We start from the raw sequence: 23,279 nt of genomic DNA, 5'->3' as shown, positions 1-23,279 counted from the left end.
CCCGAACGGACCAAGCCGAATGGATCAGCCCGAACGGATCAGGCCGAGCAGACCCGATAGACCGCCAGACTGCCGCGCCAGTTGACGCCCCAGTTCACCGTGATGCCCTCGTGCATCACCACGCGATCGAGGATGCGCAAGCCCACTTTGGGCGCCAGCGCCTCGAAGTCGCTGATCGTCAGCACGCGCACGTTCGGCGTGTCGTACCACTGGTAAGGCAGCGACTCGGACACCGGCATGCGGCCGCGGAACACCGACAGCCGGTGCGGCCAGTAGCCAAAGTTCGGGAACGACACGATGCACTCCCGCCCGACCCGCAGCGTGTCGCGCAGCACCTGCGCGGTGTTGTGGATGGTCTGCAGCGTCTGCGACAGGATCACGGTATCGAAGCTCTTGTCCTCGAACAGCGCGAGGCCGCCCTCCAGGTTCTGCTGGATGACATGCACGCCCTTCTGCGCGCACGCCAGCACGCCCTCGTCGCGGATCTCGATGCCGTACGCCTGCACGTCGAGCTCGTCCTGCAGCACGCGCAGCAGGCTGCCGTCGCCGCAGCCCAGATCGAGCACGGTCGCATTGGGTTCGATCCAGCGTGCGATCGCGCGGAAATCCGGCCGCCGTGCCAGTACGCCGTTGGCCGCTTCGGTGATGGACTTGGCATTCATGCGCCGATCTCCGTGGCAATGCGTTCGTAGTAGGCGCGCATCAGATTGTGATAACGCGGATCGTCGAGCAGGAAGGCGTCGTGGCCGTGCGGGGCATCGATCTCGGCGTAGCTGACCGGCCGCTTGTTGTCGAGCAGCGCCTTGACCAGCTCGCGGCTGCGGCTCGGCGCAAAGCGCCAGTCGGTAGTGAAGCTCGCGACCAGAAAGCTGGCCTTGGTATGCGCGACCGCGCGCGTCAGGTCGCCGCCGAAGGTCAGCGCCGGGTCGAAGTAATCGAGCGCGCGCGTGATCAGCAGATAGGTATTGGCGTCGAAATACTCCGCGAACTTGTCGCCCTGGTAGCGCAGATAGCTCTCGACCTGGAACTCGACATCGAACGAGAAGCGGATGTCCTCGGCCTTCAGCTCGCGGCCGAATTTGGCCGCCATGTCCTCGTCGGACAGGTACGTGATGTGGCCGATCATCCGGGCCACGCGCAGGCCGCGCTTGGGCTTGACGCCATGCGCGTAGTAGTTGCCGCCGTGGAAGTCGGGGTCGGACAGGATCGCGCTGCGCGCGACCTCGTTGAAGGCGATGTTCTGCGCCGACAGCTTCGGCGTCGAGGCCACCACGATGCAATGGCGCAGCCGCTCCGGATACATCAGGCTCCAGGCCAGCGCCTGCATGCCGCCGAGGCTGCCGCCCATCACCGCGGCGAACTGCTCGATGCCGAAGGCGTCGGCCACGCGCGCCTGCGCATTGACCCAGTCTTCGACCGTGACCACCGGGAAGGTCGCGCCGAAGGGCTGACCGGTGGCCGGGTTGAGGCTCATCGGACCGGTCGAGCCGAAGCACGAGCCCAGATTGTTGACGCCGATCACGAAGAAGCGATTGGTGTCGAGCGGCTTGCCGGGGCCGACCATGTTGTCCCACCAGCCCACGTCGCGCGGATCGTGCGCGTAGACGCCCGCCACGTGGTGCGAAGCGTTCAGCGCGTGGCATACCAGCACGGCGTTGGTGCGCGCGGCGTTCAGTGTGCCGTAGGTCTCGACCATCAGGTCGTAGTCGGCCAGCGAAGAGCCGTTGCGCAGCGGCAGCGGCTCGGCGAAATGCATGCGCTGCGGCGTCACGATGCCGACGGAGTCGGGCGGCAGGGGCAGATGCAGCGCGGCGGCAGCGTCGGCGGGGGAAGCGGCCGGTTCCGCGTTTGCGGACGGCAGGGCAACGTCAGTCATGTAGGCGGGCCCGCGCGAAGCGGGCATAAAAAAAAACCCGACCGGTCTTGCGTCTGGAATCACGCAGCCAAGTCGGGTTGTTGTCGCGCCGGATGCTTCGCTGTCCGCCGCGCGGTGGCGTCATCCCGGGAATCCGTTTTATCGGTTCTATCGGAGAGGGGCGCCGACCAACCTCTTTAGCCGCATTTATAGTGGCGAGGATTTCCCCCGCCGCGCGCCCGCAAGCCAGTCATCAAATCGGCGCGACCGGCAGATTATAGAGCAAAGCGAAAGACACCAGCGAAAGGCACGCTCGAACGGCACATCGAGACCGCGGTTCCGTCTCGCACTTCCGCCCCGTGGCTCAGCCGAGCAGCACGCGCAGCTGCGCGTCGATCTGCCCCGCGGGCAGCTTGCGAAAGCCGCTCTTGGCGTAGCGATGCCAGTGTCCCTGCACCGTGGCGACGATCAGCGCGGCGCGTGCCGACACGTCGGCGTCGGGCGGAAACGCGCCCTGCGTCGCGGCGACCTTCAGGCATTGGCGGATCGACGCTTCGATGCGGTCGACCAGCTGATTGATGCGCTCCTGCAGGCGTTCGTGCTCGCCGACCAGCGCCTCGCCGGTCAGCACGCGCGTCATGCCCGGATTCTTCTCGGCAAACGACAGCAGCATCCGCACGATCGCCTGCACCTGGCGCAGGCCATGCTCCTCCTGCGCGGTGATCTGGTTGATCAGGCCGAACACGGTCTGCTCGATGAAGGCGATCAGGCCCTCGAACATCTGCGCCTTGCTGGCGAAATGCCGATACAGCGCGGCCTCCGAGACGCCGAGGCGGGCCGCCAGCGCGGCAGTCGTGATGCGTTCGGAGCGCGGGTGCTCGAGCATGCTGGCCAGCGTCTGCAGGATCTGCACGCGGCGCTCGCCGGGGCGCGGCCGCTTGCGCGCGACCACTGCCTCGGCCGCGCCACCGCCCTCGCCCTGCCCGCTCCGCTCGTCCGCGTTCGCGGCCGGCGCGGCTGCCTCGTTGCTCTGCGTCATGACCCGTTTCTCCGCATTCGTCGATGGAGTTGATGCACCGATTGTACTTTTATGTCCACATAGCCGGGCCGGTGCACCATGCGGGCCCGCTGGCGACCAAGGTTGCGACCCGCGTTGCGGGCCGCCTGCTGCGCTTCCGGCGAAAGCCGCGGCGCGGGGGCCTGGTTCTCGGCGGCCACCAGCGTCACCGCCTGCTGCCGGGCCGCGTGGTCGGCATCGCGGTCGTGCGCATGGCGTTGCGCCTCGGCGCGCAGCGCCGCCTGCTGGGCGGCATCGCGCGCGGCGCCGGCCGGCACGTCATGCGGCCGGCTCGGCGTGGTCGAACACAGATAGCCGGTGATCCACGCGGTGCGGATGCCCAGGCCTGCATAGCGCTTCAGGTGCGAGACCGTGTCCTCGACCAGCACCGCGCGGCCCGGCGCGATCCGCAGCTTCGCCAGCAGGCGGCGCAGCATGCGCCGATCGGGCTTGGGGCGCAGATCGCCATGGACCCACATCTGTTCGATCGCGATCACGCGCTCGAAACAGTGTTCGATGCCTGCGACGCGCAGCACCGCGCGCGCGTAGTCCTGCGGCGCGTTGGTCAGCAGCACCTTGCGCCCGGGCAGGCGGCGCAGCCGAGCGGCGAGGCCGCGGCGCACGCGCACCATCCGCGCAAGGTCGGGGAATTCGTGCGCGGCGCGCAGGAAGTCGGCCGGGTCGACGCCGTGATGGCGGATCATGCCGAGCAGCGTCGCGCCATAGCGCTGCCAGTAGTCGACCCGCACGCGGCTGGCAGTGGGCTCGTCGCAGGCGAGCACGCGCGCGACGTACGCGGTCATCGCGGCATTGATGGCCGGGAAGATCGCGTGCGAGGCGTCGTGCAGCGTGTTGTCGAGATCGAACAGCCAGACCGTGTCGCCGGCGTTGTTGCCGGCCGGGCGATGCCGCAGGCGGTAGGGGGAGCGGCGGGAGGCGTGGGAAGGCACGAGGGGAAGGCGCCGCGCCGCCGAAGCGACGGCGCGCGCCTGGTTGCGATGCGTCAGTGCGAGCGGATCATGGTGCCGAACGCCTGCTCGGTCAGGATCTCCAGCAGCAGCGAGTGTTCGATGCGGCCATCGATGATGTGCACCGAGTTCACGCCGCTCTTGGCGGCGTCGAGCGCCGACGAGATCTTCGGCAGCATGCCGCCCGAGATGGTGCCGTCGGCGAACAGCTCTTCGATCTCGCGCGCCGACAGGTCGGTCAGCAGATTGCCCTTCTTGTCCATCACGCCGGGGATGTTGGTCATCATCACCAGCTTCTCGGCCTTGAGGATCTCGGCCATCTTGCCGGCCACCACGTCGGCATTGATGTTGTAGGCCTGGCCGTCGTCGGAGAAGCCGATCGGCGAGATCACCGGGATGAAGGCGTCGTCCTGCAGCGCCTTGACCACGGCCGGGTTGATCGCCTCGATGTCGCCGACATAGCCGATATCGATGAACGCGCCCGGATTCTCGCGGTCCGGCATCTTCAGCCGCTTGGCGCGGATCAGGCCGCCGTCCTTGCCGGTCAGGCCGACCGCCTGGCCGCCGTACTGGTTGATCAGCATCACGATGTCCTGCTGGACCTCGCCGCCGAGCACCCACTCGACCACTTCCATGGTCTCTTCGTCGGTGACGCGCATGCCCTGGATGAAGGTGCCGACCTTGCCGACCTTCTTCAGGGCCTCGTCGATCTGCGGGCCGCCGCCGTGGACGACCACCGGGTTCATGCCGACCAGCTTCAGCAGGATCACGTCGCGCGCGAAGCCGTGCTTGAGCTTCTCCTCGGTCATCGCATTGCCGCCGTACTTGACCACGATGGTCTTGCCATGGAACTTGCGGATATAGGGCAGCGCCTCGGCAAGGATCTCGGCCTTGAGGGCGGGGGCGATGGCGGCCACTGCGGTTGCGGTGGGCCCGGAGGTATCGGAGGTCATGGCAATCCGTGAAATTCGACAGGTATCATGGCAACGCGGCGCATCCGGCGCCCCGCGGCAGGCGCCCGAATTTTACAAGAAACGGGGTCCCACGCTAGCGAGACGGCAGACCGGGGCCCGCATGGGGCGCCAACGGTGCGTCCGACGGCCCATCGGCCGTTCTTTTCATGCAACAACCACGCCAACGGAAGCCACTGCGATGTCAGGAGAAGGCGCCGGCAAAAGCCCGGACTCAGGCGCCGGCCCCGCTGCCGTGCTGACCGGCCATTTGCGGCCGGTCGAGCAGTGCGCGGCCTGCGGCGCGCGTTTCGTCTGCGGCCACGCGGCCGGCCTGCCGCATTGCTGGTGCGCGACGATGCCGCTGCTGCCGGCGCGGCTGATCGTGCCGGGGCAGCACTGCCTGTGTCCGGATTGCCTGCGGCGCCGGCAGGCGCAGGCGGGGGAGTGAGCGAATTACGTCAGTGGCCCATGTCAGCGGCCGTGTCAATCCAGCGCACCCGCGACGCGCGCCGATCCGCTCCACTGCATTGCCACCACGCCGAGCACGATCAGCACGGCGCCTCCGAGCCGCGGCGCCGTCAGTTCGCGCACCGCAAAGCCGGCAAGGCCGGCATGGTCCATCCACAGCGAGGCGAGCATCTGCCCGGCAACCACCGCCGCGATAAAGCCGCTGGCGCCCAGCCGCGGCGCCAGCATCAGCGCGGCGGTCAGATAGAACACGCCGAGCGCGCCGCCGATCCATATCCACGCGGGCCCGGTGGTCCAGCCGGTGGGCGGCGGACCGACCCGAAGCGCCAGCATCAGCGCCACCACCACCGCCAGGCTGACCAGCAGCGACACCAGGGTGGCCCACAGCGGATGTCCGAGCGTGCGGGCCAGGGCGGCATTGGCGCCGGCCTGCAGCGGAATCATCGCGCCGGCCAGCGCGGCGATCAGCACGGGCAGCGCGGCAGCGAGCGCCGGGCCGACGGGATGGGACGAAGACAACATGCGCGACCTCCGTGGTCGGTTGGAGAAAAAAGAGACCGCGCCAGTCTGCCCCTACGCCGGATGGATTTCCAATTCTGGTTTCGAACGTTTAATATTCGCCGGATGAATAATCTGCGCAACGTCGACCTGAACCTGCTGGTCGTGCTCGAGGCCCTGCTGGCCGAGCGTCATATCTCCCGCGCCGCGCTGCGGCTGCATCTGAGCCAGCCGGCGGTCAGCCATGCGCTGGCGCGGCTGCGGCAGTTGCTGGACGACCCCCTGCTGGTGCGCGGCCAGGGCGGCCTGGTGCTGACCGCGCGGGCGCACGAACTGTCGGGGCCGCTGGCCGAGGCGCTGGCGCAGGTGCGCATCCTGCTGGGACCGTCGGGCTTCCAGCCGGCCACGGCCAGGCGCACCTTCCGGCTGGCGATGTCGGACTACGGCGCGATGGTGGTGCTGCCGAACCTGCTGCGCGCGGTCCGCAAGGCCGCGCCCGGCATCGAGCTGGTGGTGACGCAGGGCAGCCGCGAAGCGATGTTGGCGCAGGTGGCCGATGGCGAGGTCGATCTGGCGCTGGGCGTGTTCGTCTATCAGCCGGAGGGCGTGAAGATGGCCGCGCTGTTCGACGAGGAGTACGGCTGCGCGGTCGATGCCGCGACGGTGCGCGACCATGGGCGGCTGGACCAGGTCGCCTATCTGGCCCGCTCGCACGTGCTGGTGGCCGCCCACAGCGACCGGGTCGACCCTATCGATGCCGCCATCGCCAAGCATGGCGGCCGCCGCAAGATCGCCTGCGTGGTGCCGCACTGGAGCGTCGCGCCGGCGTTGATCGCCGGCACCAATCTGGTCCTGACCACGGCGCGCCGCAGCCTAGCGGCGCTGGAGGACGACCCGCGCTTTGCGGTGTTCGAGCCGCCGTTCGCGTTTCCGGGCTTCACCTTCAGCGCGATCTGGCACGATCGCAACGATGCCGATCCGGGCCATGCGTGGCTGCGCGAGCGGCTTCTGTCGGTCGGCGCGGGTCAGGGACTGGACCAGGCGATCAGCCTGCGCGGTTGAGCGGCGGCTCGGCCGGCGGTGATGCCGGCGCTGATGCAGGCGCTGATGCAGGCGCTGATGCAGGCGCATCGTGCCGGCGCACATGCCGGCACGATGCGCGGGCCGGGGGGTTTCGCTGTTTCAGTGCTTGTGGTTGCCGGCCGCGCCGCCGCCCTGGGCCGGTGCGGTCAGCCCGCGCACTTCGGCCTCGACACGCTGCTCGATCAGCTTGCCGCCCTGCTCGATCTTCAGGGTCACGGGCACCTTGTCGCCGGCGTTCAGCGGCGCCTTCAGACCCAGCAGCATCACGTGATAGCCGCCGGGCTTCAGTTCGACGTCTTCCATCTTCGGCAACGGCAGCGCATCCAGCGCGCGCATCCGCATCACGTTGCCTTCCATCTTCATCTCGTGCACCTCGGCCGTCGCCGCCACGGGCGTCGACACGCCGACCAGGCGCGCGTTCTGGTGCGCGTGCAGCGTCATGAAGACGCCGGTGGCCGTCTGCGCAGGCACGGTGCCGCGTGCCCATGCATTGCGGATGTCGACCTGGGCGAGCGCAGCGGTGGAAAACAGCGCGCAGCAGGCGGCGGCGACGAACAGCTTGGCTTGCATCTCTATCCTTTCTCGGTGCAATTCGTTCAAACGAAAAACGGTCCAGCGGCAGCAGGAAGTCCGCGTAGAAACGGGATTAGAACATGAACCGCCACGGGGCCACCGCGCCACGGGCACCGGGACGGGGACGATGCACGGGCGCATGCGGCGCAGTCCGCCAGTCTGGCAGTGCCCCGCGCGGCGACCAATGCGGCATGGTGTCGCACGAGGCGGCCGGGGGCAGCACCGTTGCTACACTCGCGGCATGACGATGCCTGCCCACGCTGCCGCCCACGCCGCCGCCTCCGACGGCCATGCCCCCCGAGCACCCGGCCCCGGCAGAGACGGCCTGCTGAGCTTGCGCCGGGTGTACTGGCTGCGCTGGGCCATCCTCAGCGGACAGGGGCTGCTGCTGGTCTGGGCCGAAACGCTGGCCGGGCTGGAGTTGCCCTATCGGCCGCTGCTGTCGATCTTCGTGCTGCAGGCGGTCTTCAATCTGCTGACCGCGTGGCGGCTGCGCCAACATGCGCGCGCCGGCTCGGTGCCGGGCGATGCCGAGCTGATGGGCCAGCTGCTGGTCGACCTGACCGCGCTGTCGGCGATCCTGTTCTTCACCGGCGGCGCCACCAACCCTTTCGTCTCCTTCTATCTGCCCGGGCTGGCACTGGCCGCAGCGATCGTGCCGTGGCGGCAGGTGGTCGCGCTGGCGCTGTACGCGCTGGCCTGCTATTCGCTGATGCTGTTCGAATACGTGCCCCTGCATCTGCACGACCCGGACAATGCGGTGGTCTACCACCTGGTCGGCATGTGGCTCAATTTCGTGGCCAGCGCGGTGATGATCGCACTGTTCGTCGCGCGGCTGTCGGGCGTGCTGCGCGAGCGCGAAGGGCAACTGGCCGACGCGCGCGAGCGGCTGCTGCGCGAGGCGCGGGTCGAGTCGCTGAACGCGCAGGCGGCGACGGTCGCGCACGAGATCGGCACGCCGCTGGCAACGCTGGCCGTGATCGCCGGCGAGCTGCGCGCCGACGCCGCCGATCCGACGCGGGGCAATACCGCGATACGCGACTACCTGCCCGACCTGCATACGGTCGAGCAGCAACTGGCGCTATGCCGCGACATCCTGGCGCGCCTGCGCGAAGCGAACCGCGCCAGTGCCCTGCAGCCGGTAGGGCAGTGGCTGCCCGCCTTTGCCGACGGCTGGCAGTTGCGCCATCCGCAGGTGCGGGTCGAGACCGCGATCGCCGCGGAGGCCGCATATGTGCCGATCGAGCCCGCGCGGACCGGACAGATGCTGACCATCCTGCTCGACAATGCGGCGCTCAGCCAGCAGGCCGCCGGTCGCGGCGATCTGCCGTTGCGCCTGTCGATCGCGCGGGAACCGAGCGGCGAACCCGGCGAACTGGTGCTGCGGGTGATCGACCATGGCACCGGCATGCCCGCAGCGTTGCGCGCGCGGCTGGGGGAGGCGCCGGTGGCAAGCACGCACGGCGGCCAGGGCATCGGCGCCTATCTGGCGCAGAGCGTGGCGCGCCAGATGGGCGGGCGGCTGCTGTGGCAGCATCGCCCCGAAGGCGGCACCGTGGCCGAGCTGCGGCTACCGGCAAACCCCGATGCATCGGAGCATGCGGCATGAGCCTGACATCGAGCGCTTCCCTTTCCCCTGCTGTCCCCGCCGACAATAGCGACGCCGGCGCGCCCTTCCTGGTGATCGACGACGACCCCGTGTTCTCGGACACGCTCGCACGCGCGCTGTCGCGTCGCGGCTTCGCGGTCCAGGTCGCACACCATCGCCAGCAGGCGCTGGCGATGGCCGAGAAGACGGCGTTTCACTATGTCACGCTGGATCTGCATCTGGCCGCCGCGCCCGCGGCCGGCGTGACCGCGCCGGCGGACTCCGGCCTGCAGCTGGTGGCGCCGCTGCGCGCGATGCTGCCAAGGGCGCGCATCCTGGTGCTGACCGGCTACGCCAGCATCGCCACCGCGGTGGCCGCCGTCAAACAAGGGGCCGACGAATATCTGGCCAAGCCGGCCAATGTCGATTCGATCCTTGCCGCGCTCAAGTCGGGCGTGTCGGAGGTTGCTGCCGAGGCAGCGCTGGAGGATCCGCTGCCGTTATCGGTGCCGCGGCTCGAGTGGGAGCATATCCAGCGCGTGCTGGCCGAACATGGCGGCAATATCTCGGCGACGGCGCGCGCGCTGAACATGCATCGGCGCACGCTGCAACGCAAGCTCGCCAAGCGGCCGGTGTCGCGCTAGGGCATCGAGCGGACGAAAAAAGGGCCTGCAATCGCAGGCCCTTCTTGCATCGCATCGCGGCCATCGCCGCCCGCCGGTTCACAGGCGCAGTTGCACGTAGTCCCAGCCGAGGTCGTCGCCGTCGTTGGCCGCACGATTGGCGATGCCGGTCGTGCCGATCGTGCCAGCCGCGCCGGTGGTGCCAACCCGAAGCGCGTCGAACGCATGCCGGTTCGAGCGTGCGCCGTACTCGGCTGACTCGCTGACGAACACTGCATGCGAGACCTTGACGGTGCCGTCGGCCGCGGTGCCGTCGATTCGCGTGGCCTCGCTGCGATCCGGCACGGCGCACAGGAACGCTGTTGCCGCGGCCAGCCCGCCCAGAACGGCTGCCGACATCAACCCGATATGCTTCATTTTGGACCTCCTGCTCTCACGGCCATCCTGCAGCCGCTAACGAGGCGCAAGCTTCTCATCGTCGCGGCGACCGTGCCAGCCTGCTTACCAACGCTTACCTGGCTTACCTGCCGTCAACGGATGTCACCACCGGCCGATGTCGCCGGCCGGTGTCACCAGCGGGTATCCCGCTCCCACTCGCGCATTTCCTCTTCGGCGCGCTCCTTGGTGTAGCCATAGCGCTCCTGGATCTTGCCGGCGAGCTGATCGCGCTTGCCGTTGATCTGCGTGAGATCGTCATCGGTCAGCTGGCCCCACTTCTCCTTGACCTTGCCCTTGGCCTGCTCCCATTTCCCTTCGATCTGGTCCCAGTTCATGATCTGCTCCTCAATCTGGATGGATACGTCGATGGACAAGGCGATGGGAGCGCGCGGGAGCCTTCGCAACGCCTGCGCGCCCACTGCTCGCCATCGCTACAGCCGGCCGCATCAGCCGCGGCCGGAATGCATCAGCGGTTGTACTTCGCCTTGACGTCGGCCTCGCAGCGGTCCTTGGCGTCGCCCGACATCGCGTCGCACTTCTCCTTGTCCGCCTTGTAGGCGGCGTCGCTGGTGTCCTTGCGAGCCTCGCGGCGTGCTTCCGCCACGTCGGTGCGCGTACCGCCGCCGGCAGCCGCGCGGGTCGTCTTGGCCTCGCCCAGCGCCTTCTCGTGCGCCGTCTTGGCTTCCTTCACACAGACGTCCTTGTCATTGCCCTTCTTGTCGTCGCAGCGTTCCTTCGCGACTTCGTATTCGCGGTCGGCCTTGACCTTGAGCACCTTGGCGCGGGCGGCCTCGGTACCGTCGCGGCGCGCTTCGGCCTCGGCCTTCGCCACGTCGCGATCGCGCTTCGCCTCGGCCTCGCAGACGTCCTCGGCGTTGTCCTTCAGGGCATCGCACTTCGTCTTCGCATTCTTGTAGTCCGCGTCCGCCCGCGAAACGGCGGCGTCATAGTCGGCGCGGGCACCCGACGGCGCGCTCTGCGCCAGCGCAAAGCCTGCCGGTGCGGCAACCATCATCGAACACACTGCAGCAGACAGCCATTTCTTCATCATGTCGCGCTCCTGTCGTTGTCGATCGGTTTGAGTTCGCAAGGACGACGACGACGTTCGCCTTGCTGTCTCGTCGTATATGAAGGTTATGTGCGGTGCGCTTTTGCAAGCAGGCGGGGGCTTCCGAAAGGCGAGTAAGACGATTCCCACATGGGTAGAACTCGTCACTGGCGAGCGGAACAGACAAAAAAATGCGCCTTCTCATTGCTGAGAAGGCGCACTTCATCGCGTTACCTCATGGAGCGACTTTGGAGCGGGCTTCAGGTCGGCCCGCCCGTCGCGGTTACAGCACGTAGCGCGACAGGTCCTCGTTGGCCGACAGATCGCCCAGCCGTTCATCGACATAGGCGGCGTCGATCGTCACGGTTTCGCCGCTCGAGCGGGTGGCGTGGAACGACAGGTCCTCGAGCAGCCGTTCCATCACCGTGTACAGCCGGCGCGCGCCGATGTTCTCGACCTTTTCGTTGACCGAGTGGGCGATCTCCGCGAGACGGCGGATGCCGTCCGGCGCGAACACCAGCTCGACCTGTTCGGTCGCCAGCAGCGCCTGGTACTGCTTGGTCAGGCTGGCGTCGGTCTGCGTCAGGATCGCCTCGAAGTCGGCCACCGACAGCGATTCGAGCTCGACGCGGATCGGGAAGCGGCCCTGCAGCTCGGGAATCAGATCGCTCGGCTTGGACAGGTGGAACGCGCCCGAAGCGATGAAGAGGATATGGTCGGTCCGGACCATGCCGTACTTGGTGCTGACCGTGGTCCCTTCGACCAGCGGCAGCAGATCGCGCTGCACGCCCTGGCGCGACACCTCGCCGCCGCCCAGTTCGCTGCGGCTGGCGATCTTGTCGATCTCGTCGAGGAACACGATGCCGTTCTGCTCGACATTGGCCAGCGCCTTGTGCTTCAGATCGTCATCGTTGACGAGCTTGGCCGCTTCCTCGTCGATCAGCAGCTTGAACGCTTCCTTGACCTTCATCTTGCGGCGCAGCTTCTTGCCCTGCCCCAGGCCGGCGAACATGCTGCGCAGCTGCTCGGTCATGTCTTCCATGCCCGGCGGGCCCATGATGTCGAGGCTCGGCACCGCGGCAGCAACCTCGAGCTCGACTTCCTTGTCGTCGAGCTGTCCCTCGCGCAGCTTCTTGCGGAAGACCTGGCGGGTGTTGGAGTCCTTTTCCTCGGGCTGAGCGAAGCCGATGTCGCGCGGCGGCGGCAGCAGCACGTCGAGCAGGCGGTCCTCGGCGGCATCCTCGGCCTTGGTCCGCACCTTTTTCATCTCGGACTCGCGGGTCTGCTTGATCGCCATTTCGACCAGATCGCGCACGATGGTGTCGACGTCGCGGCCGACATAGCCGACCTCGGTGAACTTGGTGGCCTCGATCTTGATGAAGGGCGCGTCGGCCAGCTTGGCCAGGCGCCGCGCGATCTCGGTCTTGCCGACGCCGGTCGGGCCGATCATCAGGATGTTCTTCGGCGTGATTTCCTGGCGCAGCGGGTCGGCCACCTGCTGGCGCCGCCAGCGGTTGCGCAATGCCACCGCCACGGCCTTCTTGGCCTTGTTCTGGCCAATGATGTGTTTGTCGAGCTCGGAAACGATTTCCGACGGAGTCATGGTGTGGGACATGGGTCTCGGTATCCGGGTATCCGTTCAATGAAGGCCGGTCGGTGCGCCGCCACGGCGCACTGCCGCGCGGTGGTGCGCCAGGCCTGCCTCACGCGCGTGAAGCGTCATGCGAACGCTCACTCGAGCGTCTCGATGACGAAATTGGTGTTGGTGTAGATGCAGAGTTCGCCGGCGATGCGCAGCGATTTCTCGACCACGTCCTTGGGCGGCAGCTCGGTGTTTTCGACCAGCGCCTTGGCGGCCGATTGGGCATAGGCACCGCCCGAGCCGATCGCCGCGATGCCGCCTTCCGGATCGAGCACGTCGCCGTTGCCGGTGATCACCAGCGTGGTGTCGCGGTCGGCGGTAATCAGCATCGCCTCGAGCCGGCGCAGCGCGCGGTCGGAACGCCAGTCCTTGGCCAGATCGACCGCGGCGCGCGTCAGATTGCCCTGGTACTTCTCCAGCTTGGCCTCGAAGCGGTCCAGCAGCGAGAACGCATCGGCGGTGCTGCCGGCGAAGCCCACCAGGACCTTGCCGTTGTAGATGCGGCGCACCTTGCGCGCGGTGCCCTTCATCACGATATTGCCGAGAGTGACCTGGCCGTCACCGCCCAGGGCAACCTGGTTGCCGCGCCGGACGCTGACGATGGTAGTGCCGTGATACTGTTCCATGGTGGCTTCTGAGTTGGTTTCAGGCAGCTACTTGGCGGCGCCGTCGTCGAATTCAAGAGGCGGGCGCCGGGTGGGTTCCACCAATATAGACGCCGGTCCTGTGGCGCAAAGTGTGATCCCAAGCCCGCGGCGGCTCCGCCCAACTTCCCTTGCCTTGTTGCTCAATTGAGCTACACTGCGCCTCAGGAATCCCCGTCGATCCATCGCCGCACCTGGCTTCTTTCGACTTCATCCCTATCTATTCCGAGGGATTCCGTTACCGACGACCAAGCAGCAAAGGGAAACCACCATGGCAAGCACTACGTTTGTCCGCGCTCGCGTCGACGCGGATATCAAAGAGGAAGCCTCGATCGTGTTGGAAGCAATGGGACTGTCCGTTTCGGACGTCGTCCGCATGACGCTGACCCGCGTCGCGCATGACAAGGCCCTTCCCTTCGAACTGGTGACGCCCAACCCGACGACGATCGCGGCGATGAAGGAAGCGCGGGCTCGTGGCCTGCGCAAATTCTCGTCCGTCGAGGCATTGATGGCGGATTTGGAGAATGAGGACGATTGAGCTGACAGGGCAGTTCAAACGGGATTTCAAGCGAGAGAAGAGAGGTCCGTATCGCGCGACGTTGGATGCGGATTTCGAGGAAGTGGTCACAGCGCTGGCAAACGACCGATCGTTGCCCGCCAGACATCGGGACCACGCATTGACCGGCCAGTGGAAGGATTTTCGGGATTGCCACATCCGCCCGGACCTGGTGCTGATCTACAGCAAGCCCGACGACGATACGCTGCAGCTGGTCCGGCTCGGCTCACATAGCGAGCTCGGCTTGTAGCGCAATCGGCGAGATGGGCAAACAAAAAGGCCACGCGCTGCCGCGTGGCCTCGGATGCCGTTCCGCCGCCGCGCTGCGCGGAACGCAGCGGCGGCGAATCGGTCAGCGTCGCCTCGACTCAGTCCGCATAGACGCCGGCCTTGCGAATCACCGGGGTCCACTTGTTGATTTCGTTGCCGAGGAAGGTCTTCAGCGAATCCGGCGTGGCGCGCTGGGCCGGTACCGCTTCGGCGCCCAGCTCGGCCATCTTGGCGCGGAAGCCCGGGTCGGTCACCGACTTCTGCAGCGCCGCCGACAGCTTCTCGATCACCGGCTGCGGCGTGCCCTTGGGTGCGTACATCGCGTGCCAGATCTTGACCTCGATGTTCGACAGGCCCTGCTCGGCAGCGGTCGGGATGTCCTTGAACGCCTCGACGCGGCGCGGCTGCATCGCGGCATAGGGCTTGAGCGCATTGGCCTTGAGTTGGCCGGCGATGTTGGTGGTCTGGTCGCACATCAGGTTGACCTGGCCGCCCAGGATATCGGTCAGCGCCGGCGCGGTGCCCTTGTACGGGACCGTGGTCAGTTCGGTCTGGATCGCGCTCTGGAACAGCAGGCCGCACAGGTGCGAGGCCGAGCCGATGCCGGCGTTGGCGAGCGAGAGCTTGCTGGCGTTGGCCTTGATGTACGGCAGCAGGTCCTTCAGCGTGTTCGGCGGCAGGTTCTTGTTGCCGACCAGCACCATCGGCACGTCGGCGATTTCGCCGATGTACTCGAAGTCCTTCAGCGGATCGAAGCCCAGGTTGCGGTACAGCGCCGGGGCGGTCGACATGCCGATATGGTGGATCAGCACGGTGTGGCCGTCGTTCTTCGACTGGGCCACCTTCTTCGCGCCGATCGTGCCGCCGGCCCCGCCGAGGTTCTCGATCACGATGGTCGCGCCCAGATGCTTGGACATGACCTGCGCCAGCTCGCGCGCCACCTTGTCGGTCGGGCCGCCCGCGGCGAACGGCACCACGGCCGAGACCGGCCGGCTGCCCGGGTAATCCTGCGCCTGTACCACGCCAGGCAGACCCAATGCGGCGGCCGCGAGGGCGGCGGCCACGGTTTTTGCAACGTGTTTCATTATTTCTCCTGATTTCCCCGACTTCCCGTCGTGCAGACTGCCATGCCGCCCAGCCACCGTGGCGGCGTGGGCCGCCTCACCGGAGGCCGCGGCTTGGAGCCGCCATGCTATCAACGGCGACTTACCCGAAATATCAGGAAATACCCGGGCCGAAGCGGGGCCGAAGCGGGGCCGAAGCGGGTACGGAACGACAGCCAAAGCGGGGGCGAATCAGGACCAGATCAGGGGCGAATCAGGACCAAACAGGCCGAAGCAGGGCCAAGGCAAGGCCGAGGCAGGGCCGAAGCGGGTCGCACGCCGGCTCCCCGAGTCGGCCCCGGATCGATGTCATTGCGTACCGCGGCCTGGCTCGACGTCCTCGGTCAGCACGCCTTCCAGCCGCTCGAACACCCGCCGCGTCGCGCCGCGCGCCTCGAGGGCGAACAGCAGCAGCGAGCGCCCCGTGACCTGGTAGACGTCCCCGGACGAGAACTCCGGCAGTTCCTCGCGCACCGGCATATTGGTGTCGATCAGGCAGGTCCACTGGTCGCTGCCGGGAATCTGCGGCAAGGTGAACTCGACCATGTCGTGATAGGCGTTGAATACCAGCAGCAGCGTCGCGTCCGAGGCCGGCCGGCGGATGCCGGTGGCCCGCGCGCGGCCGTCGATGACCAGGCCGAAGCAGCGCATCGAGGCATCGTCCCAGTGTTCCGGCGTCAGTTCGTCGCCCGCGGCGCTGATCCACTTGACGTCGGCTATGGCCAGTTCCTCGTCGACCTCGCCGGTCAGGAAACGGCCCCGCCGCAGCACCGGCAGCGCGCGCCGCAGCGTGGTCAGCTTGCGCACGAACTCGATCAGGGCGCGGCCGCGCTCGTCGATCTCCCAGTCGACCCAGCTGATCTCGTTGTCCTGGCAGTAGGCGTTGTTGTTGCCCTGCTGGGTGCGGCCGAACTCGTCGCCGGCCACCATCATCGGCGTGCCTTGCGAGAACAGCAGCGTGGCCAGCAGATTGCGCTTCTGGCGCTCGCGCAGCTCGCCGATGTCGGGGTCGTCGGTCGGCCCTTCGGCGCCGCAGTTCCAGGAGCGGTTGTCGCTGGTGCCGTCGTTGTTGTCCTCGCCGTTGGCGTCGTTGTGCTTGTCGTTGTACGAGACCAGGTCGTGCAGCGTGAAGCCGTCGTGCGCGGTGATGAAGTTGACGCTGGCCCAGGGCCGGCGCCCGCTGTGGTTGAACTTGTCGCCGGAGGCAGTCACCCGCGCCGCCAGTTCCGGGGCAACGCCCTCCTCGCCGCGCCAGAAGTCGCGCACCGTGTCGCGGAACTTGTCGTTCCATTCGGCCCATCCGGGCGGAAAGCCGCCGACCTGGTAGCCACCGGGGCCGCAGTCCCACGGCTCGGCGATCAACTTGACGCTGGACAGGATCGGATCCTGGCGGCAGGCCTTCAGGAAGCCGCTGCCGTAGTCGAAGCCGCCGGGCTCGCGCGCGAGGATGGTGGCCAGGTCGAAGCGGAAACCGTCGACCTGCATCTCGGTGACCCAGTAGCGCAGGCTGTCCATCACCATCTGCAGCACGCGCGGATGCGACAGGTTCAGCGTGTTGCCGGTGCCCGTGTCGTTGATGTAGTAGCGCTTCTCGTCCGGCATCAGCCGGTAATAGGACAGGTTGTCGATGCCGCGGAACGACAGCGTCGCGCCCAGCTCGCTGCCTTCGGCGGTGTGGTTGTAGACCACGTCGAGGATGATCTCGAGCCCGGCCTCGTGGAAGCGGTCGATCATCTGCTTGAGCTCGGCCACGGCGCCCGGCCCGCGGGCGAAGTAGCGCGGATCGGGCGCGAAGAAGCCGATCGTGTTGTAGCCCCAGTAATTGGTCAGGCCCTTGTCGAGCAGGTGGCTGTCGTTCAGGAAGACATGGATCGGCAGCAGCTCGACCGAGGTCACGCCCAGCGCCTTGATATGGTCGATCACCGCGCGCTGGCCCAGCCCCTCGAAGGTGCCGCGCATCGCCTCGGGCACCGCCGGATGCCGTTTGGTATAGCCGCGCACATGGGTCTCGTAGAAGATGGTCCGCTCCCAGGGCACGCGCACACTCAACGGGTGCTCCCAGGTGAAGGCCTGGTCCACGACCTGGCACCTGGGCATGAAGGGCGCACTGTCGCTCTCGCTGAAACTCAGGTCGTCCTGGCCCATTTCATAGCCGAACACCGCCGGGTCCCAGCGCAGCTCGCCGACGTAGGCCCTGGCATACGGGTCGAGCAGCAGCTTGTTCGGATTGAAGCGATGGCCGTTGGCCGGATCGTACGGCCCGTGCACGCGGTAGCCGTAGACCGCGCCCGGCGCCAGTCCCTGCACGCGGACGTGCCAGACCTCGTCGGTGTATTCGGGCAGCGCGATGCGCTCGATCTCCCGTTCTCCGTTCTGGTCGAACAGGCACAGCTCGACCTTGGTGGCGTGGGCGCTGAACAGTGCGAAGTTGACGCCGTCGCCGTCCCAGGTGGCGCCCAGGGGAAACGGCAAGCCTTCGCTGATGGTGTGATTGGACATGGCGTGCGGCACTCCCGTGTGGAAACGATGGTGCGGAGCACGGCGCATGCCCGCGCGCATGCCATGAAGCGGGGTCGCCGCTTCCCATATTTGCCATTACCGGTTCGGCAGCCTTGTCAAAACTACAGGGCGCGACGAGGCGTCGGCACGGCCGTCGCGCGTCTGTTGGGTCGCCCGTTGTCGCAACTGAATTGCATCTCCGTGGGCACTATGGTTAAATCGCCCCCATGTCTACGCCCACTCCCAGCCTGCCGGCCGCCGTCGATGCGGCACAGGAGCGCCTCCGGGCGCTGGGTGCGCGCGTCACGCAACCGCGCGTCTGCATCCTGGCGTGCCTGATCGACAGCGGCCTCCCGCTGACCCATCAGGCCGTGATCGACCGTCTTCCGGGCGGCGCCGACGCGATCGACCGCGTCACCGTCTATCGGGTGCTGGACTGGCTGGTCGAGCAGGGGCTGGCGCAGAAGCGCGCCGGCAACGACCGCGTCTTCCGCTTCAGCCTGATCGAACATGAGGCGGCGCGCGCCGAGGTCCATCGGCGGCACAGCCATTTCCATTGCAGCCGCTGCGACCGCACCTTCTGCCTCGACGCGGAAAGCGCGCCGCCCCGACAGGCCGCGCCGCGCGTGCCGAGCGGCTTCGCGGTCGAACACGTCGAATTGACCGTCAACGGCATCTGCGCCGAATGCGGTGCGCACACCGTGGCCGATGCGCCCGCGCACGGTGCCGCCGATGGCGGCACTGACCGTGCCGCTGACGCTTCCCCCAATCCCGGAGAACCAACATGTCCAAACTGATCCCGGTCACGATCCTGACAGGCTTTCTCGGCAGCGGCAAAACCACGCTGCTCAAGCGCATCCTCAACGAACAGCACGGCATGAAGATCGCCGTGATCGAAAACGAGTTCGGCGAGGAAAACATCGACAACGAGATCCTGGTGCAGGACGGCCGCGAACAGATCGTGCAGATGAGCAACGGCTGCATCTGCTGCACGATTCGCGGCGATCTGGTGCAGGCGCTGTCGGACCTGATCGGCCGCCGCGACGCCGGCGAGATCGATTTCGATCGGGTCGTCATCGAAACCACGGGCGTGGCCAATCCGGGCCCGGTGGCGCAGACCTTCTTCATGGACGACGAGATCGCCTCGCGCTATCTGCTGGACGCGGTGGTCACGCTGGTCGATGCCAAGCACGGCAACCAGCAGCTCGACAAGCAGGAAGAGGCGCAGCGCCAGGTCGGCTTCGCCGATGCGATCTTCATCACCAAGGCCGATCTGGTCTCGGAGCATGAGCTGGCGGACCTGCGCCACCGCCTGCTGCAGATGAATCCGCGCGCGCCGATCGGCACCGCGCATTTCGGCGAGGCGCCGATCGACTCGATCTTCGACCTGCGCGGCTTCAACCTGAACGCCAAGCTGGAGATCGACCCCGACTTCCTGCGCGCCGAGGAGCACGAGCACGACCATGACCACGAGCATGGCGAGCACTGCGGCACCGACTGCGGCCATGACCACGATCATGACCACAACCATGACCATGGACACGACCACGGTCACGCGCACAACCACCACCATCACCACCACCACACCGACCGCATCGGCTCGTTCGTCTTCCGCAGCGACAAGCCGTTCCACTACGGCAAGCTCGAGGAATTCCTGTCCGGGATCCTGACCGTCTACGGCGAGAAGCTGCTGCGCTACAAGGGCGTGCTCTATATGGAAGGGGTCGACCGCAAGGTGGTATTCCAGGGCGTGCACCAGCTGATGGGCAGCGACATCGGCGGCAAATGGGAAGACGAAACGCCCGGCACCAAAATGGTGTTCATCGGCGTCGACCTGCCCAAGGACGCCATTCTCAAGGGCCTGGCCAACTGCCTCGCCTGATTATCGGTGACCGCCGCAGACCCGCTCCGGGCCTCGGTTCCGGCCATGCGGGCGGCCTGCTTGCCGCGCTGCGGCACCCGGACGGGTGACACGGCGCCGCTGCCGCATGGTCATACGCGGGGCGCGCCGCTCGGTGAAACACCGAATATCCGGTCCGGTTTTCCACCGTATCTCCTGGTAATTTGTTCAAGTACAATAAGCCGGATGTGATGCGGGCAGCGCGGTCTTGCCGCCGCCCGTGTCGTATGCAGGACGGCGGTTGTCGTCAGCATCAGACGGCCGTCCTCGGGTGCGGCCGCTGTGCTCGTGCGATGGCCGTCGACGCGCGGGATCTCGTGCCGCAACGTTCAGGGCGTTGCCGCTGGGGCAACGACGCCGACCGATGTCGACCGACGCCGAGAAAGGGATCCCATGGTAGCCGCAGCAAAAACCAAAGAAAGCCGCAGCAAGACCGCTGGTGCTGCGGCCGACACGACAAAGGCGCAGGGACAGCAAGCTGCGCCTACCCCCCGGAACGGCTCGGCGCAGGCCGGTACCGGAGCGGCAAAGGGAGGCACGCGAAGCAGCAAGACTGCAGCCAGCCAGAGTGAAACGGTCGAACCGCGCAAGCGGACCGACACTGCATCCGCGCGGAACACGACGCCGCCGGTCGCATCAACAAGAGAATCAGCAGCAACCATGAGCAGCAATAAACTTCTGACTGAAGCTGAAATCCTGAAGATGGACGACAAGGACTACATGAACGAGGCCCAACTGGCCTTTTTCAAGAACCGCCTTGAACAGCTGCGCGACGAAATCCTGAAGAACGCCGACCAGACCACCGAACATCTGCGCGAAACGGTCATCGTGCCGGATCCGGCGGACCGCGCCACGATCGAAGAAGAACATGCCCTGGAGCTGCGCACGCGCGATCGCGAGCGCAAGCTGCTGAAGAAGGTCGAACAGTCGCTGGCCCGCATCGAATCGGGCGAATACGGCTGGTGCGAGGAAACCGGCGAGCCGATCGGCGTGCCGCGGCTGCTGGCCCGTCCGACCGCGACGCTGTCGCTGGAAGCGCAGCAGCGCCGCGAACTGCGCCAGAAGCTGTTCGGCGATTGAGGCCTGCGCCCCTCGCTCTGCGCTGACGACGGCCCGGAACACCGGGCCGTTTTGCTTTTGAGCGCGACGCGCAGCCGACGCAAGCCCGACAAGCCCGACAAGCCCGACACAAGCCCGATGCGTCGCCGCGAGGCCACAGCAAGAGTGCCGTGGCAGCGCATTTCTGCTACAGTCGCAACCTTGTTGCAATAAGCTGACCGCGGCCCTTGTCGCGTCGCCGCGCGACATCCCCCACCTCCAGATCGCCATGGCCGACCGTCTTCCCGTCACCGTATTGGCCGGCTTCCTCGGCGCCGGCAAGACCACGCTGCTGCAGCATGTGCTGGCCAACCGCGAAGGCAAGCGCGTGGCGGTCATCGTCAACGATCTGGCCGACGTCAACATCGATGCGCGCCTGGTCGGCGAAGGCGTGCTCGCGCACGCCGGCGAGCGGCTGGTCGAGCTGTCCAACGGCTGCATCTGCTGCACGCTGCGCGAGGACTTGCTGGTCGAGATCGCCGCACTGGCGCGAGAGGGCCGCTTCGACTATCTGCTGGTCGAATCGACCGGCGTCGCCGAACCGCTGCCGATCGCCGAGACTTTCACGTTCGAAGACGAGCACGGCCATGCGCTCGACAGTCTGGCCCGGCTCGACACCATCGTCACCGTGGTCGACGCCGCGCACTTCCTGCAGGACTTCGACGAGGCCGACTATCTGCGCGACCGCGGCCAGGCACGCGACGACGAGGACGACCGCACCGTGGTCGATCTGCTGATCGAGCAGGTCGAGTTCTGCGACGTGATCGTGCTGAACAAGATCGATCTGATCGACGAAACCGAACGCGAGCGGCTGATGGCGCTGCTGCATGCGCTGAACCCGCGCGCCGAGATCGTGCCGGCCAGCTTCGGCCGCGTGCCGCTCGACAAGGTGCTGGACACCGGCCGCTTCGACTTCGAAGCCGCCGCGGCAGCGCCCGGCTGGCAGGCGGAGCTGCGCGGCGAACACGTGCCCGAGACCGAGGCCTACGGTATCGGCAGCTTCGTCTACCGGCGCCGGCGCCCGTTCCATCCGCTGCGTTTCGCCGATCTGATCCATACGGAATGGCTGCGTCAGCACGGCAACGTGCTGCGCTCGAAGGGCTTTTTCTGGCTGGCGAGCCGCATGGACGCGGCCGGCAGTTGGAGCCAGGCGGGCGGCGTGTGCCGCCACGGCGGTGCCGGTGCCTGGTGGGCGGCGGTCGATCCCGCCGACTGGCCGCAGGACGACGAGACGCTGTCGGCGATCCGCGCCGACTCACAGGTCGACGGGGCGCCGGCACCCTATGGCGACCGGCGCCAGGAACTGGTGCTGATCGGCCAGAACATGGACCGCGCCGCGCTCGAGGCGGCGCTCGATGCCTGCCTGCTGACCGACGATGAGATGGCGGCCGGTCCCGAGGTCTGGGCCGCTTACGACGATCCGTTCCCCAGCTGGGAAGATGCCTTCGACGACGGGGATCACGAGCACCATCACCACGATGGCGGCCCCTGCGACTGCGATCCCGATGGCGGTCATGCGCACTGATTGGCTGCGCGCGCTGCGGCGCCGGGGCACGGACCGCCGGACCGGCGGGCTGTGGGCCGTCTGGCTGGTGCTGTGCCTGTTGCTGGCGCAGCACGCCGGCCTGGTTCACCGCGTTCAGCACGGCGGCTATGGTGGCTCGCCTGCCGGCCTGGCTTTGACCGGCCGGACATTGCAGGCTCTCGCTGCAACGGCGCCGGCCGCGCGGGATCACGCTTGGCTTGCCGATACCGTTGCCAATACTGCTGCCAATACTGTCGCCGCCGCCGATACAAGCACCGACGGCCATGCCTCGGACAGCCCGCGCCTGCTGACTCACTCCTGTGTGCTGTTCGACGCCGCCACGCAAGCCGCCGGCGCCTGCGGCGCACCGCCGATGCCGCTGCTGTCGCACGGCAAGCCGCTGGTGCCGCCCGGCATCACCTGGCGTTGGCCACACCTGCCGCCACAGCGCAGTTTCCTGACGCGCGCCCCGCCCTCTTCGCTCGCCTTCGCCTGAGCCCGGCCGCCCCGCGGCCGGTTGTCGACGATCCCGGCGATCCCGACGTTCGTTCACGCTGACCGGTCATACGCCGGCGCTCCCATGCCATCGCGGCGAGGCGCGCCGCGCTGCGCCGGCCGCGCCGTGCACGACGCATCGTGACCGATCACGACCGATCGCCCCCCGATGTTCTTCGCATCGCGAGCCATGAATTCGACCCTGCAACGCAACACCGCGCGCCAATCCGTGCGCCAATCCGTGCGCCAATCCGCCCGCCCGACGTACGATCTTCTGCAACACCTGACGCATCGGCTTGGCGTCCGCCTGACCCCGCTGGCCGCCGTCGCGCTGTGCCTGGCGGCGCCCGGCGCGTGGGGCCAGACTGCCCCTGCCGCCGCGCCCGCTGCCGACC

Annotated in this window: 26 protein-coding genes; 12 read left to right on the top strand and 14 right to left on the bottom strand. The window is 67.4% G+C overall.

Annotation, left to right across the window (positions count from 1 at the left end; all coding sequences use genetic code 11):
• Positions 1-38: 38 nt before the first annotated feature.
• From metW to argB, 5 genes are all read right to left on the bottom strand, one after another.
• Positions 39-662, bottom strand: coding sequence for a methionine biosynthesis protein MetW (gene metW, locus HTY53_RS16260; RefSeq protein WP_006577582.1), 624 nt, complete (start codon positions 660-662; stop codon positions 39-41).
• On the bottom strand, positions 659-1,876 hold the full coding sequence (metX, locus tag HTY53_RS16255) for a homoserine O-succinyltransferase MetX (RefSeq protein WP_174107639.1): 1,218 nt from the start codon (positions 1,874-1,876) through the stop codon (positions 659-661). The genes metW and metX overlap by 4 nt, the downstream gene beginning before the upstream one ends.
• A 343-nt stretch (positions 1,877-2,219) precedes the next feature.
• Entirely contained in the window at positions 2,220-2,894 is a 675-nt protein-coding gene (gene slmA, locus HTY53_RS16250) for a nucleoid occlusion factor SlmA (RefSeq protein WP_174107638.1), read from the bottom strand.
• On the bottom strand, positions 2,891-3,862 hold the full coding sequence (locus HTY53_RS16245) for a pyrimidine 5'-nucleotidase (protein ID WP_174107637.1): 972 nt from the start codon (positions 3,860-3,862) through the stop codon (positions 2,891-2,893). The genes slmA and HTY53_RS16245 overlap by 4 nt, the downstream gene beginning before the upstream one ends.
• A gap of 53 nt (positions 3,863-3,915) precedes the next feature.
• Positions 3,916-4,833, bottom strand: coding sequence for an acetylglutamate kinase (gene argB, locus HTY53_RS16240; protein ID WP_006579752.1), 918 nt, complete (start codon positions 4,831-4,833; stop codon positions 3,916-3,918).
• A 199-nt stretch (positions 4,834-5,032) separates the two neighbouring features.
• Between argB and HTY53_RS16235 the strand changes: the two genes are divergently transcribed.
• On the top strand, positions 5,033-5,281 hold the full coding sequence (locus HTY53_RS16235; RefSeq protein ID WP_174107636.1) for a cysteine-rich CWC family protein: 249 nt from the start codon (positions 5,033-5,035) through the stop codon (positions 5,279-5,281).
• 35 nt (positions 5,282-5,316) lie between these two features.
• On the opposite strand, the gene HTY53_RS16230 is transcribed toward HTY53_RS16235, so the two are convergent.
• Positions 5,317-5,823, bottom strand: a complete 507-nt coding sequence (locus HTY53_RS16230) for a DMT family transporter (RefSeq protein ID WP_174107635.1) — start codon at positions 5,821-5,823, stop codon at positions 5,317-5,319.
• A gap of 102 nt (positions 5,824-5,925) precedes the next feature.
• Between HTY53_RS16230 and HTY53_RS16225 the strand changes: the two genes are divergently transcribed.
• A complete protein-coding gene (locus tag HTY53_RS16225) occupies positions 5,926-6,861 on the top strand; it encodes a LysR family transcriptional regulator (RefSeq protein WP_174107634.1) in 936 nt (311 codons plus the stop codon).
• Positions 6,862-6,981: 120 nt separating this feature from the next.
• Here the strand turns inward: HTY53_RS16225 and HTY53_RS16220 are convergent, their stop codons facing one another.
• Positions 6,982-7,452: a copper chaperone PCu(A)C gene (locus tag HTY53_RS16220; RefSeq protein ID WP_174107633.1), complete on the bottom strand. Its 471-nt coding sequence runs from the start codon at positions 7,450-7,452 to the stop codon at positions 6,982-6,984.
• A 244-nt stretch (positions 7,453-7,696) separates the two neighbouring features.
• Between HTY53_RS16220 and HTY53_RS16215 the strand changes: the two genes are divergently transcribed.
• Positions 7,697-9,064, top strand: coding sequence for an ATP-binding protein (locus HTY53_RS16215; RefSeq protein ID WP_174107632.1), 1,368 nt, complete (start codon positions 7,697-7,699; stop codon positions 9,062-9,064).
• Positions 9,061-9,687: a response regulator transcription factor gene (locus tag HTY53_RS16210; protein WP_174107631.1), complete on the top strand. Its 627-nt coding sequence runs from the start codon at positions 9,061-9,063 to the stop codon at positions 9,685-9,687. Before HTY53_RS16215 ends, HTY53_RS16210 begins: the two co-directional genes overlap by 4 nt.
• A gap of 78 nt (positions 9,688-9,765) precedes the next feature.
• Here HTY53_RS16210 and HTY53_RS16205 read toward each other — a convergent pair whose 3' ends face one another.
• The 5 genes from HTY53_RS16205 to hslV all read right to left on the bottom strand — a co-directional run bounded on the left by HTY53_RS16205 (position 9,766) and on the right by hslV (position 13,420).
• Entirely contained in the window at positions 9,766-10,083 is a 318-nt protein-coding gene (locus tag HTY53_RS16205) for a hypothetical protein (RefSeq protein WP_174107630.1), read from the bottom strand.
• 152 nt (positions 10,084-10,235) lie between these two features.
• Positions 10,236-10,439, bottom strand: coding sequence for a CsbD family protein (locus tag HTY53_RS16200; protein WP_023264984.1), 204 nt, complete (start codon positions 10,437-10,439; stop codon positions 10,236-10,238).
• A gap of 131 nt (positions 10,440-10,570) precedes the next feature.
• Entirely contained in the window at positions 10,571-11,155 is a 585-nt protein-coding gene (locus HTY53_RS16195) for a hypothetical protein (protein ID WP_174107629.1), read from the bottom strand.
• 280 nt (positions 11,156-11,435) lie between these two features.
• Positions 11,436-12,767, bottom strand: coding sequence for an ATP-dependent protease ATPase subunit HslU (hslU, locus tag HTY53_RS16190; RefSeq protein WP_174107628.1), 1,332 nt, complete (start codon positions 12,765-12,767; stop codon positions 11,436-11,438).
• A gap of 116 nt (positions 12,768-12,883) precedes the next feature.
• The gene (hslV, locus tag HTY53_RS16185; RefSeq protein ID WP_174107627.1) at positions 12,884-13,420 is read right to left on the bottom strand and encodes an ATP-dependent protease subunit HslV; all 537 of its coding nucleotides are present in this window, start codon (positions 13,418-13,420) and stop codon (positions 12,884-12,886) included.
• 289 nt (positions 13,421-13,709) lie between these two features.
• Here hslV and HTY53_RS16180 point away from each other — a divergent pair, with 289 nt between their 5' ends.
• Together HTY53_RS16180 and HTY53_RS16175 are read left to right on the top strand one after the other, a co-directional pair.
• Positions 13,710-13,976 (top strand): type II toxin-antitoxin system RelB/DinJ family antitoxin, encoded by a 267-nt coding sequence (locus HTY53_RS16180; RefSeq protein ID WP_174107626.1) that lies wholly within the window; start codon positions 13,710-13,712, stop codon positions 13,974-13,976.
• On the top strand, positions 13,963-14,244 hold the full coding sequence (locus HTY53_RS16175; protein WP_174107625.1) for a type II toxin-antitoxin system YafQ family toxin: 282 nt from the start codon (positions 13,963-13,965) through the stop codon (positions 14,242-14,244). The genes HTY53_RS16180 and HTY53_RS16175 overlap by 14 nt, the downstream gene beginning before the upstream one ends.
• A gap of 118 nt (positions 14,245-14,362) precedes the next feature.
• On the opposite strand, the gene HTY53_RS16170 is transcribed toward HTY53_RS16175, so the two are convergent.
• Positions 14,363-15,349 carry a tripartite tricarboxylate transporter substrate-binding protein gene (locus tag HTY53_RS16170; RefSeq protein WP_174107624.1) on the bottom strand — a complete coding sequence of 329 codons (987 nt, stop codon included), beginning with the start codon at positions 15,347-15,349 and terminating at the stop codon, positions 14,363-14,365.
• Positions 15,350-15,676: 327 nt separating this feature from the next.
• Positions 15,677-17,866 carry a glycogen debranching protein GlgX gene (gene glgX, locus HTY53_RS16165; RefSeq protein ID WP_174107623.1) on the bottom strand — a complete coding sequence of 730 codons (2,190 nt, stop codon included), beginning with the start codon at positions 17,864-17,866 and terminating at the stop codon, positions 15,677-15,679.
• A 227-nt stretch (positions 17,867-18,093) separates the two neighbouring features.
• Between glgX and HTY53_RS16160 the strand changes: the two genes are divergently transcribed.
• From HTY53_RS16160 to HTY53_RS16135, 6 genes are all read left to right on the top strand, one after another.
• Positions 18,094-18,663, top strand: coding sequence for a Fur family transcriptional regulator (locus HTY53_RS16160; protein WP_174107622.1), 570 nt, complete (start codon positions 18,094-18,096; stop codon positions 18,661-18,663).
• Positions 18,651-19,748: a CobW family GTP-binding protein gene (locus tag HTY53_RS16155; RefSeq protein ID WP_174107621.1), complete on the top strand. Its 1,098-nt coding sequence runs from the start codon at positions 18,651-18,653 to the stop codon at positions 19,746-19,748. Before HTY53_RS16160 ends, HTY53_RS16155 begins: the two co-directional genes overlap by 13 nt.
• Before the next feature lie 678 nt (positions 19,749-20,426).
• Positions 20,427-20,846, top strand: coding sequence for an RNA polymerase-binding protein DksA (gene dksA, locus HTY53_RS16150; protein ID WP_144833041.1), 420 nt, complete (start codon positions 20,427-20,429; stop codon positions 20,844-20,846).
• Between the two features lie 247 nt (positions 20,847-21,093).
• On the top strand, positions 21,094-22,389 hold the full coding sequence (gene zigA, locus HTY53_RS16145) for a zinc metallochaperone GTPase ZigA (protein ID WP_174107620.1): 1,296 nt from the start codon (positions 21,094-21,096) through the stop codon (positions 22,387-22,389).
• The gene (locus HTY53_RS16140; RefSeq protein WP_174107619.1) at positions 22,379-22,885 is read left to right on the top strand and encodes a hypothetical protein; all 507 of its coding nucleotides are present in this window, start codon (positions 22,379-22,381) and stop codon (positions 22,883-22,885) included. Before zigA ends, HTY53_RS16140 begins: the two co-directional genes overlap by 11 nt.
• 189 nt (positions 22,886-23,074) lie before the next feature.
• A partial coding sequence (locus HTY53_RS16135) for a hypothetical protein (RefSeq protein WP_174107618.1) occupies positions 23,075-23,279 on the top strand: 205 nt, incomplete at its 3' end.

This window comes from Cupriavidus gilardii (assembly GCF_013314895.1).
GTDB lineage: Bacteria > Pseudomonadota > Gammaproteobacteria > Burkholderiales > Burkholderiaceae > Cupriavidus > Cupriavidus gilardii_C.
This window is presented reverse-complemented; position numbering and strand designations above follow the sequence as displayed.

Coding starts and splice junctions, on each gene's coding strand:
- metW (WP_006577582.1), bottom strand. CDS start 662: ATGAATGCCAAGTCCATCACCGAAGCGGCCAACGGCGTACTGGCACGG.
- metX (WP_174107639.1), bottom strand. CDS start 1,876: ATGACTGACGTTGCCCTGCCGTCCGCAAACGCGGAACCGGCCGCTTCC.
- slmA (WP_174107638.1), bottom strand. CDS start 2,894: ATGACGCAGAGCAACGAGGCAGCCGCGCCGGCCGCGAACGCGGACGAG.
- argB (WP_006579752.1), bottom strand. CDS start 4,833: ATGACCTCCGATACCTCCGGGCCCACCGCAACCGCAGTGGCCGCCATC.
- HTY53_RS16235 (WP_174107636.1), top strand. CDS start 5,033: ATGTCAGGAGAAGGCGCCGGCAAAAGCCCGGACTCAGGCGCCGGCCCC.
- HTY53_RS16230 (WP_174107635.1), bottom strand. CDS start 5,823: ATGTTGTCTTCGTCCCATCCCGTCGGCCCGGCGCTCGCTGCCGCGCTG.
- HTY53_RS16225 (WP_174107634.1), top strand. CDS start 5,926: ATGAATAATCTGCGCAACGTCGACCTGAACCTGCTGGTCGTGCTCGAG.
- HTY53_RS16220 (WP_174107633.1), bottom strand. CDS start 7,452: ATGCAAGCCAAGCTGTTCGTCGCCGCCGCCTGCTGCGCGCTGTTTTCC.
- HTY53_RS16215 (WP_174107632.1), top strand. CDS start 7,697: ATGACGATGCCTGCCCACGCTGCCGCCCACGCCGCCGCCTCCGACGGC.
- HTY53_RS16210 (WP_174107631.1), top strand. CDS start 9,061: ATGAGCCTGACATCGAGCGCTTCCCTTTCCCCTGCTGTCCCCGCCGAC.
- HTY53_RS16205 (WP_174107630.1), bottom strand. CDS start 10,083: ATGAAGCATATCGGGTTGATGTCGGCAGCCGTTCTGGGCGGGCTGGCC.
- HTY53_RS16200 (WP_023264984.1), bottom strand. CDS start 10,439: ATGAACTGGGACCAGATCGAAGGGAAATGGGAGCAGGCCAAGGGCAAG.
- HTY53_RS16195 (WP_174107629.1), bottom strand. CDS start 11,155: ATGATGAAGAAATGGCTGTCTGCTGCAGTGTGTTCGATGATGGTTGCC.
- hslU (WP_174107628.1), bottom strand. CDS start 12,767: ATGTCCCACACCATGACTCCGTCGGAAATCGTTTCCGAGCTCGACAAA.
- hslV (WP_174107627.1), bottom strand. CDS start 13,420: ATGGAACAGTATCACGGCACTACCATCGTCAGCGTCCGGCGCGGCAAC.
- HTY53_RS16180 (WP_174107626.1), top strand. CDS start 13,710: ATGGCAAGCACTACGTTTGTCCGCGCTCGCGTCGACGCGGATATCAAA.
- HTY53_RS16175 (WP_174107625.1), top strand. CDS start 13,963: ATGAGGACGATTGAGCTGACAGGGCAGTTCAAACGGGATTTCAAGCGA.
- HTY53_RS16170 (WP_174107624.1), bottom strand. CDS start 15,349: ATGAAACACGTTGCAAAAACCGTGGCCGCCGCCCTCGCGGCCGCCGCA.
- glgX (WP_174107623.1), bottom strand. CDS start 17,866: ATGTCCAATCACACCATCAGCGAAGGCTTGCCGTTTCCCCTGGGCGCC.
- HTY53_RS16160 (WP_174107622.1), top strand. CDS start 18,094: ATGTCTACGCCCACTCCCAGCCTGCCGGCCGCCGTCGATGCGGCACAG.
- HTY53_RS16155 (WP_174107621.1), top strand. CDS start 18,651: ATGTCCAAACTGATCCCGGTCACGATCCTGACAGGCTTTCTCGGCAGC.
- dksA (WP_144833041.1), top strand. CDS start 20,427: ATGAGCAGCAATAAACTTCTGACTGAAGCTGAAATCCTGAAGATGGAC.
- zigA (WP_174107620.1), top strand. CDS start 21,094: ATGGCCGACCGTCTTCCCGTCACCGTATTGGCCGGCTTCCTCGGCGCC.
- HTY53_RS16140 (WP_174107619.1), top strand. CDS start 22,379: ATGCGCACTGATTGGCTGCGCGCGCTGCGGCGCCGGGGCACGGACCGC.